Annotated in this window: 12 protein-coding genes, 1 pseudogene and 1 other annotated feature; of the genes and pseudogenes, 6 read left to right on the plus strand and 7 right to left on the minus strand. The window is 60.8% G+C overall.

Annotated elements, in window-relative coordinates:
* Nucleotides 1-36: 36 nt before the first annotated feature.
* Nucleotides 37-277, minus strand: a binding site (T-box leader).
* A gap of 67 nt (nt 278-344) precedes the next feature.
* Nucleotides 345-2,111 (minus strand): glycerophosphodiester phosphodiesterase family protein, encoded by a 1,767-nt coding sequence (locus tag RIN49_RS04150; RefSeq protein ID WP_309118890.1) that lies wholly within the window; start codon nt 2,109-2,111, stop codon nt 345-347.
* Nucleotides 2,112-2,256: 145 nt separating this feature from the next.
* Here RIN49_RS04150 and RIN49_RS04155 point away from each other — a divergent pair, with 145 nt between their 5' ends.
* The 3 genes from RIN49_RS04155 to betC all read left to right on the plus strand — a co-directional run bounded on the left by RIN49_RS04155 (nt 2,257) and on the right by betC (nt 6,322).
* Complete coding sequence (locus RIN49_RS04155; protein ID WP_309118891.1) at nt 2,257-3,213, plus strand: C40 family peptidase; 957 nt, start codon at nt 2,257-2,259, stop codon at nt 3,211-3,213.
* Between the two features lie 248 nt (nt 3,214-3,461).
* Nucleotides 3,462-4,694: an MFS transporter gene (locus RIN49_RS04160; RefSeq protein WP_309118917.1), complete on the plus strand. Its 1,233-nt coding sequence runs from the start codon at nt 3,462-3,464 to the stop codon at nt 4,692-4,694.
* 155 nt (nt 4,695-4,849) lie between these two features.
* On the plus strand, nt 4,850-6,322 hold the full coding sequence (gene betC, locus RIN49_RS04165; RefSeq protein WP_309118892.1) for a choline-sulfatase: 1,473 nt from the start codon (nt 4,850-4,852) through the stop codon (nt 6,320-6,322).
* Nucleotides 6,323-6,384: 62 nt separating this feature from the next.
* Here betC and RIN49_RS04170 read toward each other — a convergent pair whose 3' ends face one another.
* Nucleotides 6,385-6,702, minus strand: coding sequence for a hypothetical protein (locus RIN49_RS04170; RefSeq protein WP_309118893.1), 318 nt, complete (start codon nt 6,700-6,702; stop codon nt 6,385-6,387).
* A 151-nt stretch (nt 6,703-6,853) separates the two neighbouring features.
* On the opposite strand from RIN49_RS04170, the gene RIN49_RS04175 reads away from it, so the two are divergent.
* Complete coding sequence (locus RIN49_RS04175) at nt 6,854-7,873, plus strand: DUF3231 family protein (RefSeq protein WP_309118894.1); 1,020 nt, start codon at nt 6,854-6,856, stop codon at nt 7,871-7,873.
* Nucleotides 7,874-7,900: 27 nt separating this feature from the next.
* Nucleotides 7,901-8,488, plus strand: coding sequence for a CBO0543 family protein (locus RIN49_RS04180; protein WP_309118895.1), 588 nt, complete (start codon nt 7,901-7,903; stop codon nt 8,486-8,488).
* A gap of 22 nt (nt 8,489-8,510) precedes the next feature.
* Here RIN49_RS04180 and RIN49_RS04185 read toward each other — a convergent pair whose 3' ends face one another.
* The 3 genes from RIN49_RS04185 to RIN49_RS04195 all read right to left on the minus strand — a co-directional run bounded on the left by RIN49_RS04185 (nt 8,511) and on the right by RIN49_RS04195 (nt 11,531).
* Entirely contained in the window at nt 8,511-10,079 is a 1,569-nt protein-coding gene (locus RIN49_RS04185; RefSeq protein WP_309118896.1) for a sensor histidine kinase, read from the minus strand.
* Nucleotides 10,076-10,771, minus strand: coding sequence for a response regulator transcription factor (locus RIN49_RS04190; RefSeq protein WP_309118897.1), 696 nt, complete (start codon nt 10,769-10,771; stop codon nt 10,076-10,078). The genes RIN49_RS04185 and RIN49_RS04190 overlap by 4 nt, the downstream gene beginning before the upstream one ends.
* A gap of 82 nt (nt 10,772-10,853) precedes the next feature.
* A complete protein-coding gene (locus RIN49_RS04195; RefSeq protein WP_309118898.1) occupies nt 10,854-11,531 on the minus strand; it encodes a hypothetical protein in 678 nt (225 codons plus the stop codon).
* Between the two features lie 384 nt (nt 11,532-11,915).
* On the opposite strand from RIN49_RS04195, the gene RIN49_RS04200 reads away from it, so the two are divergent.
* Nucleotides 11,916-12,440, plus strand: a complete 525-nt coding sequence (locus RIN49_RS04200) for a hypothetical protein (RefSeq protein WP_309118899.1) — start codon at nt 11,916-11,918, stop codon at nt 12,438-12,440.
* Nucleotides 12,441-12,600: 160 nt separating this feature from the next.
* Here the strand turns inward: RIN49_RS04200 and uxaC are convergent, their stop codons facing one another.
* Both uxaC and RIN49_RS04210 read right to left on the minus strand, forming a co-directional pair.
* The gene (gene uxaC, locus RIN49_RS04205) at nt 12,601-14,013 is read right to left on the minus strand and encodes a glucuronate isomerase (RefSeq protein WP_309118900.1); all 1,413 of its coding nucleotides are present in this window, start codon (nt 14,011-14,013) and stop codon (nt 12,601-12,603) included.
* A gap of 15 nt (nt 14,014-14,028) precedes the next feature.
* A pseudogene (locus RIN49_RS04210) lies at nt 14,029-14,393 on the minus strand (NADP-dependent phosphogluconate dehydrogenase); the annotation flags it as partial.

Raw genomic sequence — 14,393 nt, forward strand, 5'->3', positions numbered from 1 at the left:
ATGTTATGTTGATACGCAAAAAAGACCCGCCCCCTATCAAGGGACGAGTCATCGCGTTACCACCCTGCTTGAAAACGACGCGCCGCATGAAGCCGCCTTCGTCTTCCACTCTCATGTCGGATAACGGCGACCCCCGTCTCGCACTTCCGCCTTCGGCGGTTTCGCGGCGAGATGCTCCCGGACGTAATTCGCGCGTAAACCTCGGTTCGGCTCGCACCACCCGCCGACTCTCTGCTCCGACTGCTTGCACGCTACTGTTTCCGATCATAGCGATGAACGATTTTGCTTTGACTTATTCTATACGATCATCGGGCAAGAATGCAACCCCCCTCGCCGATTCGGGCTTATTCGACGCCGACGATTTGCTGCAGCTTATCCGGAAAATCCGTAATGACGCCGTCTACGTCGTATTTCAGCACTTCGCGCATGTTGCGCTCGATGTTCACCGTCCACACCCATACCTCCCGGTCGAGCCGGTGCGCCCGTTCGATGAATCGTTCGGAGAGCATCGTCTGGCTGATCGTATAGAAATCTACATCAAGGGACGAGACGTCTCCCGCGGCCGCGAACAAAATTTGTCCCGTCTTCAGCTCCGGAACGACGCGCTTGGCGGTCTGCAGCACCTCGTATTCGAACGATTGAAGATACACCTCGGCAACCATCTCCGCCGCCGCGACGAGCTCCGCCGTCGTTCGCGCCAAGGCGTCCGCGTCGCCGTAGGGCTTAAGCTCGATGACGAGCTTCGTACGTCCCTTCGCTTCCTGCAGCGCCTCCTCCAGCGTCGCGATGCGCTCCGTCGGCATGCCCGTCCATGCGCCCTTCACTTCCAGCGCGACCAGCTCCGGATACGTCAGCTCGTGGACGCCGAGCGGTACGCCCGCCATCCGTTCGAGCGTATAGTCGTGGTTCAACACGACGACGCCGTCCTTCGACAGCTGTACGTCGATCTCCACCGCGTCGACGCCGCTATCGATGGCGGCGCGTATGCTCGCGATCGTATTTTCCGGCGCGGCGTGGAGGTCTCCGCGATGCGCGATCACCTTCACGTGCCAATCCAAATAGATGAGGCGGTCGGCGTACGATTGATGCAGCGCGAGCACGCCCGCGGCGTAGACGAGCGCGAAGAGCGCGATCCCGTATCGCACGGTCCGCGTGCGGAAGTACCGCTTGAGCGCGAACTCGAGATGCCGCAGCAAGCGGCTGCGGACGAGCCGGAGGCGGTTCTCGAACGGAACCCCCGCCGCTCGGCGCATGACGTAGAACAACCTCGTCAGCACGACGAGATTGACCGGTACGGTCAGCATGGCGAACAAGAGCGCCAGCAAGCTCGCGACGGGAACGTACCAGTCGGCGACGACGAAACGGAGCGGCGATTCCCATCGCTCGATCGCGAACGTAGCCCCGTACACGGCCATCGCCGCGGCCGCGTACAGGATCGCGTTCAATAGCGCGATATGAACGATCAAGGTGCCCATGTTCCTGCGAGTCAACGCGAAGCTGTTCCGGATCGCGTGCGCCGTCGTCCGGCCTTCGATCAAAATGTAATGCATCGCGAAGATGCACCGCAGGAATAAATATGCCGCGGCGGCCAGCGCGAGGGAATACAAGAATAAGAGAAACTTAGATTCGTATAGATGATTCACGAGCACGATCGGCACGTTCACGCTGCCGAGCAACAGTCCGGCGAGCGGCGTATCGACCCAAGGCGAGAAGGTGAACAGCAGCAGCACCCACTGAATGAAGCCGAGTCCGAGCAGTCGGGGCAAGGCGCGAGCCGCCGTGGCGAAGGCGTCGGAGAGGTACGTGTCGCGGCCGAATAAGCGTTGCTGCGCGACGACGATGACCGTGCCGAATTCGAGAAACGCGATCAGCCCGGCCGCGAAGCCGACGACGGCGAGCACGGCCCCTCCCTTCAGGCTGAGCGCCAATCGGTACACGTCGCCGTTCAGCAGCAGGTTGCCGCCGGACGCGAGCAGGATTCGATTGAAGAGGAAGGCGAGCGCCGGCACGAACAACAAGCTGGTCGCCGCCATATAGATCGACTCGAACACGAGGATCTGCTTCCAGACGCGCTGCAAATCTCTCGCGCTGTGGCGAAGGAATACTTTCATCTTTACGCTCCATGATTTCGAGGTTTCGCTCCTTCATCATAGCACGAATCGAGCCGACATCGCCCGTTTTGGAAACAATTCCCACCCTATTTCGCGAAACTTTTCCCTATCGATGTAAGTCTAGGAGTGTGGGAGATGATGCAGCATGAGGAAATGGATGACAGGCGCCGCGGCGGTACTGGTCGTCGCGGTCGGCGGAACGAGCTTCGTCGCATCGGCGGCCCCGGCAGCGGTCGAAGCGGTGCTCGCGCCGTTCCGTTGGTCGGCGAACGGGCAGTCGTTCTCGGCAAGCGCGACGTTCCATAACGGCACGGAACGCGTACCGGGCAGCATGAATTATAAAGGAACGACCTACATACCGATCCGCATGGCCGCCGAGGCGCTCGGCTTGACGGTGCAATGGGACGGGAAGACGTCCACCGCGACGCTCGTCGATTCGGAGAACGACGACGACCCCGTGTCGGACGTGCCGGGCAAGTACCCGAACGCTTCCTATACGGTGTCGGCGAAGCTCGTCAAGAACGCGGCGTTATACCAAAACATGGACGAGAAGGGCGCCGTCGTCGCAAGCGGACTCAAAGCCGGGCAATCGGTCGTCGTGTTGTCCGAAGCCGGCGGCTGGCTGAAGGTCGTCGCCGACGGGCGGATCGGGTACGCCCGAACGAACGTCACCGATTACGTGCCTTTCGCAGAGCGTCCCGCCTGGGAGCGGACCGCCGATTCGATCATCGAGGCAGGTCTCGCCTACCTCGGCACGCCGTACGAGTTCGACGCCGATCTCGGGCAGACGGCAACGTTCGACTGCTCATCGTTCGTGAATTATTTGTACGAGATGCACGGCATGGACATGCCTCGCAATTCGCGGCAGCAGAGCGGGCTTGGAAAGACCGTCGCGTTCGAGGATTTACGCAAGGGGGATTTACTGTTCTTTACGACGCCGAAGCGCGCGAACAAGGAAGGCGTCGACCGCGTGGGGCATGTGGCCATCTACGTCGGCGGCGGCAAGGTGCTGCACACGTTCCGCGTCGGCATCGGCGTCACCGTGACGCAGCTCGACAAAAATTGGACGGACCGCTTCATCTCGGCGAAGAGAGTGATCTGACGAAGGCTTGCGGCGAAGCGATTACGCTTCGCCGTTTTCTTTGACGACTTGCGTCTTCATTGCAGAAAAAATCGTTATATTAAACTTTCTGCTTGACCTTCCCCTACCGTCATTCATTACAATAGGAACACCGCATCTCGCGCATGACACAGAAACAAAATATTTCAAGGAGTGAAACCATGCATACCCCCCAACAACCGGAGCTCCCAGCTTCGGGCGGGCCGTCGGCTTCGAAGCCGGCGAGCTCGATGTTCCGCAACCCGTACGTCCAGGCGATCATCGCCTCCAACCTGCTGCTGCAGCTCGGCATCTGGGTGCGCAACTTCGCGATCTTGCTCTACGTCACGGACATCACGCACGACAACCCGAAGTACGTCTCGCTCATCTCCGTCGCCGAATTCGCCCCGATCTTCCTGTTTTCGTTCATCGGCGGCACGTTCGCCGACCGGTGGCGTCCGAAGCGCACGATGGTTTGGTGCGACCTGCTGTCGGCCGTGTCCGTCTTCGTCGTGCTGCTGACGCTCATGTTCGGCTCTTGGCAGACGATCTTCTTCGCCACGCTCGTCTCGGCCATCCTGTCCCAGTTTTCGATGCCGTCCGCGATGAAGCTGCTGAAGCGCCACGTACCGGAATCGCAGCTGCAGCCGGTCATGGCGATGTTCCAGACGCTTATGGCCATATTTATGGTCATCGGCCCGATGATCGGAACGTTCGTATACCAAAACTACGGCATCTTCGTCTCGATCGGCGTTATGGGCACGATGTTCCTCTTGTCCGCGCTGGCATTGTCGTTCCTGCCGAAGGACGTCGTCGTTCCAGCCGAAGCGGCGGCCGACAAAAATTTCAAACGCGAATTCAAGGAAGGTTTCGGTTACGTCTTCCAGCGCAAGGCGCTAAAGACGCTCGGCGGCACGTTCGCGCTCGCCGGCCTCGCCGTCGGTCTCATCCAACCGCTGATGCTGTTCGTGACGACCGACAATCTCGGCATGGATAAGGGATTCCTGCAATGGCTGCTGGCGGCGAACGGCGCCGCGATGCTCGTCGGCGGGGGCTTTATCTTCGCCCTCTCGAAGAAAATATCCGCTCCGAAGCTGCTCGCGCTCGGCATGATCGCCGGCGCGGCGTGCACCGTCGGTATCGGCTGGTCCACCAGCGTTCCGCTCACGATAGGCTTCCAGGTGCTGAACGGGCTGTTCTTCCCTTGCATTCACATCGGGATCAACACGATGATCTTGCAAAACACGGAGGAATCGTTCGTCGGGCGCGTCAACGGCGTGCTCAACCCGATGTTCATGGGGATGATGGTCGTCGGCATGTCGGCGGCCGGCGTCATCATGGACGCGGTATCGCTGTTCGCGGTGTACGCATTCGGCGGTATCTTGTTCGCCTTCGGCACGATGCTGCTCGTTCCGCTGTTCAAGCATGGAGGCGGCTCCGGCTCGCCGACCGGCGAACCGAAAGCGACGGGCGCAGCGGTATAACGGATGACGAACCCCCGGGCATGGAGCCCGGGGGTTTTCTATTGCTTCCGCGAAGGGGCGATTGTGAGATGTTGTGGGATTCTTATCGCGAATATGCGCCTTTTTGTGGTATGATCGGGTCACCGATCCGAACGTTTCCTGAAGGAGGTCCTCCCATGGCCCGTCGTTCCCCGAATATCGTTATGATTATGGTCGATCAGATGGCATACGACTGCATCGGCGCGCTCGGCCATCCGGTCGTGAAGACGCCGAACATCGATAAGCTCGTTCGAGAAGGCGTCGCCTTCTCGAACGCCTATTGCAATTCGCCGCTGTGCGCGCCGTCCCGCGCTTCGTTCGTCACCGGGAAGCTGCCGAGCCGCATCGCCGCATACGACAACGGATCGGAGCTGCCGGCGTCGACGCCGACGTTCCTCCATACGCTGCGCAGAGCCGGCTACGAGACGATCCTTTCCGGAAAGATGCATTTCGTCGGGCCGGATCAGCTTCACGGCTTCGAACATCGGCTCACGCGCGATATCCACGCGACCGGCTTCGAGTTGACGCCCGACTGGTCGCGGGGAGCATACCCGAATCCGGGAACCGGGGTTCGGCGGCTGAAGGCGCGCGCGGGGCTCGAGACGTGGAACAATCATCTCGCGTACGACGAGAAGGTCGCGAGCCGCGCACTGGAGAAGATCCGCGACCTCGGCGGGGTGCCCGCGGAGGAACGGAGGCCGTTCTTCTTATGCGCCTCCTTCTTCCACCCGCACGATCCGTTCGTCATTACGGAGAAGTATTGGAACATGTACAAGGACGCGGACGTCCCCGCGCCGCGCGTCCCCGCGACGGCTCCGGAGGAGATGCACCCGTTCGACCAATGGATCCAGAAGCATCACGAGGCGGACGCGTTCCCGCTGACGGAGGAGGAGCTCATCGCGAATCGCCGAGCGTATTACGGCATGGTGACGTACGTCGACGACAAGGTCGGCCAGCTCGTGGACGAGCTGGCGCGGCTGCGGCTCCTCGACGACACCGTCGTCGCGCTGACGAGCGATCACGGCGAGATGCTCGGGGAGCGCGGCATGTGGTTCAAGCGGACCTACTTCGACCCTTCCGCGAAGGTGCCGCTGGTGCTGTCCTGCCCAGGGCGGTTCCGCGCCGGCGCGGTCGCGCGGGAAGCCGTCTCGCTCGTCGACCTGACGGCTACGTTCCTGGACCTGGCGGGAGTGCCGGATGCGGAGCGAATCGGGGAAACCGACGGCAGCAGCTTCCTTCCGGTGCTCGTCCGCGAAGGCGCGGAATGGAAGGACGAGGTCGTCTGCGAATATTACGGGGAGGGCGCGCTCCGGCCGATGGCGTTCGTGCGCCAAGGGCGATTCAAGTACGTGCACGTGCAGGGGCACGAGCCGCTGCTCTTCGATCTGGAGTTCGACCCCGACGAGCGCCGGAACGCGATCGACGACCCGGCGCTGCAGCATACTGCGGCCCGGCTTCGCGAGCGGCTGCACGGCCTCGTCGACTTCGACCGGATCGAAGTCGACGTGCTCCGCAGCCAGCGAGAGCGGAAGCTCATCGGGGAGGCGCTCGCGACCGGCACGACCGCGAAGTGGCATCCCCCGATCGCGGGGTTGTCGAGAGAGTGGTAAACATATGCGAAAAAAAGCGGCAATCCCGGACCTCTCGTCCCGGATTGCCGCTTTCTCGTTTCCTACCCGTCCGACACGTCCGCTTTCAGCTCGCTCGCGACCTCCAGCATCTTCGGGATGACCGCGTCGTTGGCGCCCGACACATAGAGATCCCCGTCGTAATGACGGAACGGAATCGGCGCGTCGCCGAAGCTCCAGAGGAAGAAGTCTCCTTCGATCGACATCGTCGCGGCGCCGCCAGTGCCCGTCACCGTATACACCGGTGTATACGTAAAGTCGGGCTTCGAGGAGAAGTACGCCTTGCACTCCTCCAAGGAGATCGTTCGCGGCGACGGAACGTCTTGTTGGAATTCTCTCGTAATGCGATAACGTCGACTCATGGTCCGGACCTCCGTTCGCTTCTACATAGCTATATACTACCTCTCCGCGAACGCGATTCGCAAATCCGATGATAAATATTGGATATATCGCGCAACTTTGTACATCCTAATCGCAAAAGACGACATCGGTTCAAGAAAGGAACGAACTCCCATGAACGAGGCGGTACAAGAACGCCGCATCCGGTTGACCTCCGGCGAAATGGCGAATCTCTGGACGTCCTACATGAACGACTCCCTATCGGTCTGCACGCTTTCGTATTTCCTCGCCCATGCGCAAGATCCGCAAATCCGAAGCGTCCTGCAATATGCCTACGACTTGTCCGCGAAGCATGTACGGCGCGTCGCGCATCTCCTTACGGAAGAAGAATGCCCCGTTCCCCAAGGCTTTACGGACAAAGACGTAGACCTGAATGCGCCGCGTCTGTACTCGGATACGTTCTTCCTTTTGTACATAGGAAATATGGGGAAATTCGGTCTCACCGCCTACAGTTTTGCCCTCGCCACCTCGTCCAGAGCGGATATCCGCGCCTATTATTCCGAGTGCATGGCATCCGCGACGGAGCTATTCAATAGGTCTCTGGAATCGTTGTTGGAAAAGGGGTTGCACCTCCGATCGCCGGAAATCCCCAAGCCTCGGCAAGTCGAATTCGTGCATGATCAGAACTTCCTCGGCAATTTCCTGAACATCGGGAGGGAGAGACCTCTCCTAGGACAGGAAATCAGCAACTTGACTTACAACATCGAACGCAATCTGTTGGGCAAGCCGTTAATTATGGGGTTTAGCCAGACGGCGAGAGACAAGGAAGTCCGCCGATATTTCGAGAGAGGGCGCGACATGGCCCAGAAGCATGTAGAAGTGTTCGGATCGTTCTTGAAAAGAGAACACCTGCCGGTCCCCGCGACGTGGGATACGGAAGTGACGGACGCGACGACGCCGCCGTTTTCGGACAAGCTGATGACGTATCATATTACCGTATTGATCGCATCCGCTTGGGGACAATACGGATCTTCCACGTCGGTAAGTCCTAGAGCGGATTTGGCGACCGCCTACAGCAGGTTATCCTTGGAGATCGCCAATTACGCGGACGACGGAGCCAATCTGATGATTAAGAACGGTTGGTTGGAGAAGCCCCCGCAGGCGGTGGACCAGGTCGCTTTGGCGAAAGCATAAACGCAGTAGAAAAGGAAGGCGAAGCACATGCCGGATAAACAGTCGGAGCTCCTGAGAGAGTTGACGAATCGATCCTCCGCATTAACCCATGAATGGTCCGCGTATTGGAAGTCCTATTCCGGATACGACACATGGCAATTTTGGTTCATTGTCGCGATTTTCGCGCTGCCGCTCCTGGCGCTGGTCCTTTTCATGGATCGCAAGCGCGCGTTCCGGCTCGGATTTTACGGCTTGGCGACGCATATGATCGCCGTTTACGTCGACATGTACGCGACGTCCCACCGGATGTGGGAATACCCGTACAATCTCTCGCCGTTGTTCCCTTTCAGCTTCGGGTTAGACGCGGCCTTGATTCCCGTCGCCTATATGTTCGTGTATCAATGGACGCTGAATCGCAGGAAAAATTACTATCTTTACATCGGATTGCTTGCGGCCGCCTTTACCTTTTTGTTCAAACCTCTCCTGTCCTACCTGGAGCTGTTCCGTTTCGTCGAATCCAACTATTTTCAACTCTTCCTTCTCTACCTCGTCGGCGGATTGCTAAGCAAGTGGCTGGCCGATCTGTTCCAGTACGCGCAGAAGAGTTCCGGATCATCGGCGCACCGAGGCTCGTGAAAAGCCGGCGCGACGTCCACGCTCAACCGGCCTTCCGGCGGGCGTCCGCCGGCTCCAAGTAGAACGCCGCTCCTTCTTCCTCGTTCGCCGCGCGAACGGACATGCCGTGATTCGCGGCGATCTGCCGCACGATCGCGAGTCCGAGGCCGAACTGCCCGCCGGCGCCGGAGGCGAACGGCTCGAACAGCCGCTCCTCCGCTCCGCCCTCCAGCGGCGGCCCGTCGTTCGCGATGCGCACGCGGCAGACGCCGCCGGACGCCGGCTCCGCGTCGAGACGAATCTTCGACCTAGCGTAGCGAATTTGGTTGTCGAGCAAATTTTCGAACGCGATGCCCCACTGCTCGACGTCGCCGGACAGCATGGCGCGCGGATCGACGTTCACGTCCCAGACGACGCCGGGCCGCCGCACCCGCAGCCGTTCGATCGTCTCGCGAACGATCGGCGCGAGGGAGAACGGCTCCGGCTTCGCTTGGGAAGGGGCCCCTTCGCGCTTGGACGCCCCGTTCCGGGACGCGAAATACGTCAGCTTGTTCAGCAGCAGCAAGTCGCGGACGCGGCGCTCCAGCCGCTCCGCCTCTTTCATGATGACGCCCAGACTCCCCTCGAGATCTCCCTTCGGGAAGATGCCGTCGCGAATCGACTGCGCGTAGCTGCGGATGACCATCACGGGCGTCTTCAGCTCGTGGGACACATTGTGCAGATAAAACTGCTGCGCCTCGTCCTGCCGCACGAGCCGCTCCCGCATCGTCTCGATCGCCCGCGCCAGCCGTCCGATCTCGTCCGTTCGGCTCGCGTGCGCCGGCAGCGGCTCGTGCCAGTCCCGCTCGGCCAGCCGGCCGACGTGACGCTCCATCTCGACGAGCGGGCGCGTCAAATAACGGGCGAGCAGCAGGCAAGGCAGCCAGCTCGCGACGATGATGCCGATCATGAGCAGCAGCAGCCTGCCGTACATCCCTCTCACCAGGTCGTTCCGGTAATTGCCCCAGGCGTAAGACACGATATAATTCGTTTTCTCGTCGACCGTCTCCTTGCGGACGACGTAGAACAGATGCCGGTCTTCGACGTTCAGCGTGTACTGCTGGACGGGCGCCTCCTGCGCCTCGGCGTTCCGCTCGATCGCGGCGACGATCGGATCGGCCGACGCGGACGGCTCCAGCACGAAGTGATGAATGACCGGCGCCGCGGAGGTCGTCGGCGCGTCCCCCGGCGAGATCCGGATCGTCCGATCGTCCGGGGAGACGCGGATGACGCGATCCTCCGTACCGGCGACGACGATGCCCGACGATATCGAGACGCTCGGCCGGACGTTGATTTCGATCCGCGAAGACGTCTCCCCGACGTCCGCCGGCTCCGCCGGCACGGCGTTCGTCGACAACCGGCCTAGCTCCCCGGCGACGTCTAACGGAACGGACGCGGACACCCGAAGCTGCATATTCGATTGCGAGTCGACGAGCATATCGTAGATTTGATCGGTGAAGAAGCCCCTCAGCAGCCAAGGCAGAAAGACGGCGAGCAGCGCGAAGACGACGAGGGTCAGTCCCGCGAAGACGCCCCACAGCTTCAAGGACAACGGAAACCGACGACGATTCATCCTCTCACCACCCGGTATCCGAATCCGTACACGGTCTCCAGTCGAAGGGACGGCAGCCTGCGACGCAGCCTGCGGACGAGGTCGTCCACCACCCGGTCGGATCCGAAATAATCGCCGCCCCATACCGCATCGAGCACTTGCTCCCGCTTCAGCACCTGGCCGCCGTGCGACGCGAAGTAGAGCAGCAGGTCGAACTCCTTCGACGTCAACTCGTACGTCCCCCCCGCTTCGTCTCTTACCGTCCGCGACCGTTCGTCGATCGTGTACGGGGGCAGCGAGATCGCCCTCGCCGGCCGCCCGTTCGATCCGTCCCGCTCGTCCGTCTTTCCGTACACGCGTTCCAGCAGCTTGCGCACGCGAACGACGAGCTCCCTCGGCAGGAACGGCTTCGCCACGTAATCGTCGCTTCCGAGCTCGAGGCCGAGGACCCGGTCGATGTCCGCATCCCGCGCGGAGATGAAGACGACCGGCAGCAGCGGGCGGTCGGCTTTGATGTCGCGCAGCAGCCGATAGCCGTCCACCCCGCCCGGCAGCATAATGTCAAGCACCCATAAGTCGGGACGATCCGAAATGCGCTCCAGCGCGGAAGCCCCGTCCGCGAACGCCCGGACGGTCCATCCTTCCTGCTCCAGATACGCGGACAACACATGGCTTAAGGGTTCTTCGTCTTCCACCAAATAGATACGGTACATCGGCAGCTCCTCCTCGACGCGCGCGAAGCCGAAGCGGTTCGCGCCGCTTCGGCTAAGACGTTCCAGCTCGATATAGGTAATGTTATTCCTGCGCCTGCGACGCCTCGTCCAGCGTCTCGACCATCGTCCGCAGCGACTCGGTCCGCTTCCGGAAATCTTCCAGCAGCTGCGGCAGCAGCGCGGCGATCGCCGCCCCGTCCTCCGCTTCCACCGCCGCGGCCAACTCGATGCGGCGCTGCGTTTCCTCCGTCGGCTCGCGGTTCAAGACGACGTCCCCTTCGCCTTCCGGCAGAGGCGGGAGCGCGAGCGCCCCGGGCTTGCCGGACATGCGGAGCGTCCGGCCGTTCTCGCTGAATTCCAGAGTGAACGGCTCGGCGATCTCCGCCTTCGCTTCGCCTTCGCGCAGCATGACGACGTACGGCTTCCCCTTCGGCAGCTTCGCTTCGATTTCCTTGCGTTCCGCCAGCGCGGTCGCCCACTCGTCCGCGAGCTCCGGCGCGTACGTCGCGGCCAGCAGCTTCCAATACAGCCGCTCGTGCGCCGGCTCCGCCAGCAAGTTCCCCGCCGCCCCGACGAAGCTGCGCACGACCGGCGCGCCATCCGCCGGAACGACCGCCTGGACCGCGTCCACGGACAAGCTCGACCGTCCGGGAGACGTATCCTCCGCGGCCGAAGCTCCGTTGACGCTCGTCGCGGTGACGCCGAGCAGCGCGGCGGCGGCGAGCATCGTTTTCCAATTCCGGTTCTTACGTACTTCCATTCTGCAACACTCCGATCATCGTCTAGGTTTCGGAGAACCGCGTTCGTTCCCCATGTCTAGACGATAGCGGACGATTGCGGACAACGTATCGCAGCTTTGTGGGAAATCATGTGATGCGCTTCGGCTCGTCCTGCTGTCGTTCCCTTCATTGTACACTCCGCCCGATTCGGCGAACAAGCGAAAGCACGATCCGCGGATCTCGACTGCTTGTTCGGGAAGGAAGGCCTACTGGGCAGACGCCCGGATTGTTTATTCGGCCGAGCAATAACTCCGAGCGCGCAAGCGGGAAGCGTCGCGCGGCAACCTTCTCTTCGCGAATAGTCTTACATTCAATGGAAAAACTATGTCGCAAAAACTATTTCGCTACAAGAAGGGTAATCCGCCATGACCGATAAATTCCTGCTTTGGATCGCGCTCGTCGTCCCTTGGTTTTCCTTGTTTTTCCTGAAGAAAAACGTCATCAAACGATATATGCCCGTGGCCGTATTCACCGTCCTGATTGTAACCGTCGTGTTCGAAATCGCTCACGCGTTAAAGTGGTGGAAGATGCTCGAGTGGATCGTGCCTTGGGGGTATATCACGAACGTGTCATTCGTCTACGGCACCTTCGCCGTCGGAACGATCTGGATTTTCTTTTTCACGTACCGAAACTTCTGGATGTACCTGGCTACGAACGCCGCCGTCGACGCGCTGCAGGCATTCGTCTTCGATAATCTGTTCGAAGGCCGCGTCTATCGCCTCGTCCGCTTGAACGACGTTCATGTGTTCTTGTTGATGATGGGCATCTCCTTGATCATCTACGTGTATCAGAAGTGGCAGGAAGGCATCTTCGCGAAGGATGCATTCCCGTCTCGCTCGATGGAGGTCGGATTCCGCAATCCGTTCCGGGGCAAGCAGGGAGCGAAGTAGCCGCGCCCCTCCGTTATCGTTTAAGCGGGCGAGGAGGCGGCATCCGTTTACCGAACGGGAAAACCTCCTTCTTACGTGGAAAAATTCCCGTTCAGAAAAACAAACGGCGTCCCGCGGATTGCTCCGGGGGCGCCGTTCTTTGTTTGAATAGGAGATCCGATTAGGCCGTCGGGAACGGGAAATAGTTCTTCGCGTTATTGTAGCAGATGTTCTGTACGATCTCGCCGAGCAGCTCCCGATCGTCCGGGAACTCGCCCGCCTCGACCCACTCGCCGAGCAAATTGCACAGGATGCGGCGGAAGTACTCGTGCCGCGTGTACGACAGGAAGCTGCGCGAATCGGTCAGCATGCCGACGAAGCGGCTGAGCAATCCGAGCTCCGCGAGCGCCTTCATCTGGGCGATCATGCCTTCCTTCGTATCGTTGAACCACCAGCCGGAGCCGAACTGGATTTTGCCCGGGACGCCTCCGCCTTGGAAGTTGCCGATCATCGCGCCGATGATATGGTTTTGCACCGGATTGAGCGAATACAGGATCGTCTTCGGCAGCCCCCCGTCGCTGTGAATCGCGTCGAGCAGACGGGACAGCGGCTCCGCCAATCGGGCGTCATTGATCGAGTCGAAGCCGGTGTCCGGTCCGAGCGCCTCGAACATGCGCGTGTTGTTGTTGCGCAGCGCGTTGATATGGTATTGCATGACCCAACCGCGCGCCGCGTACTGCTTGCCGAGGAAGACGAGCGTAACCGTCTTGAACTGCTGTTCCTCTTGGAACGAGATCGGCCGGCCGGCCATCGCCTTCGCGAAGATCGCCGAGGCGTCCTCCTTCGTCGCCGGGGCGTACGGCAAGTAATCGAGCCCGTGGTCGGAGACGCGGCAGTCGTTGGCATGGAAAAAATCGATGCGAGACTCGAGCGCCGCCAGAAGATCGTCGTACGACCGGATGTCGACGCCGCTCGCGGCCGACAGCTTGCCGACGTAATCGACGTACGTCGGCTTATCGATGCCGAACGCCTTATCCGGGCGGAACGCCGGGAATACGGCGACGTCGAACGTCTTGTCGGCCTTGATCAATCGATGGTATTCGAGCGAATCGATCGGATCGTCCGTCGTGCAGATCACCTTCACGTCCGATTTCACGATGTAGTCGCGCGCGCGAAAGCCTTCGCCGGCGAGGAGGGCGTTCACTTTCTCCCAGATCGCCGGGGCCGTCTTCTCGTTCAGCAGCTCGTCGACGCCGAAGTAGCGCTTCAACTCGAGGTGCGTCCAGTGGTACAGCGGGTTGCCGATCGTCATCGGCACCGTCGCGGCGTACGCGAGGAATTTATCGTAGTCGCTCGCATCGCCCGTAATGAACGATTCGTCGTAGCCGTTGGCCCGCATCGCGCGCCACTTGTAATGATCGCCGTACAGCCACAGCTCGGTAATGTTCTTATACTGCTTGTTTTCCCAAATTTCCTGCGGGCTCAGGTGGCAATGGTAATCGATGATCGGCATGGACGCCGCGTATTCTCGGTACAGCGCCTTCGCCGTCGGGTTGTGCAGCATAAAGTCGTCATTCAGAAAAGGCTTCGCCATCTCCCGTACCTCCCCTTATTCGGCCATCCACTCGTAGTGGAACGTCCCGTCCTTATCCACGCGCTCGAACGTGTGCGCGCCGAAGTAGTCGCGCTGCGCCTGCAGCAGGTTCGCCGGCAGCCGCTCCGTCCGGTACGAGTCGTAATACGCCAGCGCCGACGAGAACGACGGCGTCGGGATGCCGCGCTGCACGGCCGTCGCGACGACGTTCCGCCAAGCGTCCTGGTACTTCTCGACCGCATTCTTGAAGTAGTCGTCGAGCAGCAGGTTCTTCAGCTCCGGATCGCGGTTGTACGCGTCCGTAATGTTCTGCAGGAACCGCGCGCGGATGATGCAGCCGCCGCGGAAAATTTTCGCGATCTCGCCGTATTGGAGGTTCC

The organism is Paenibacillus sp. (assembly GCF_031177825.1).
Lineage (GTDB): Bacteria > Bacillota > Bacilli > Paenibacillales > YIM-B00363 > Paenibacillus_AE.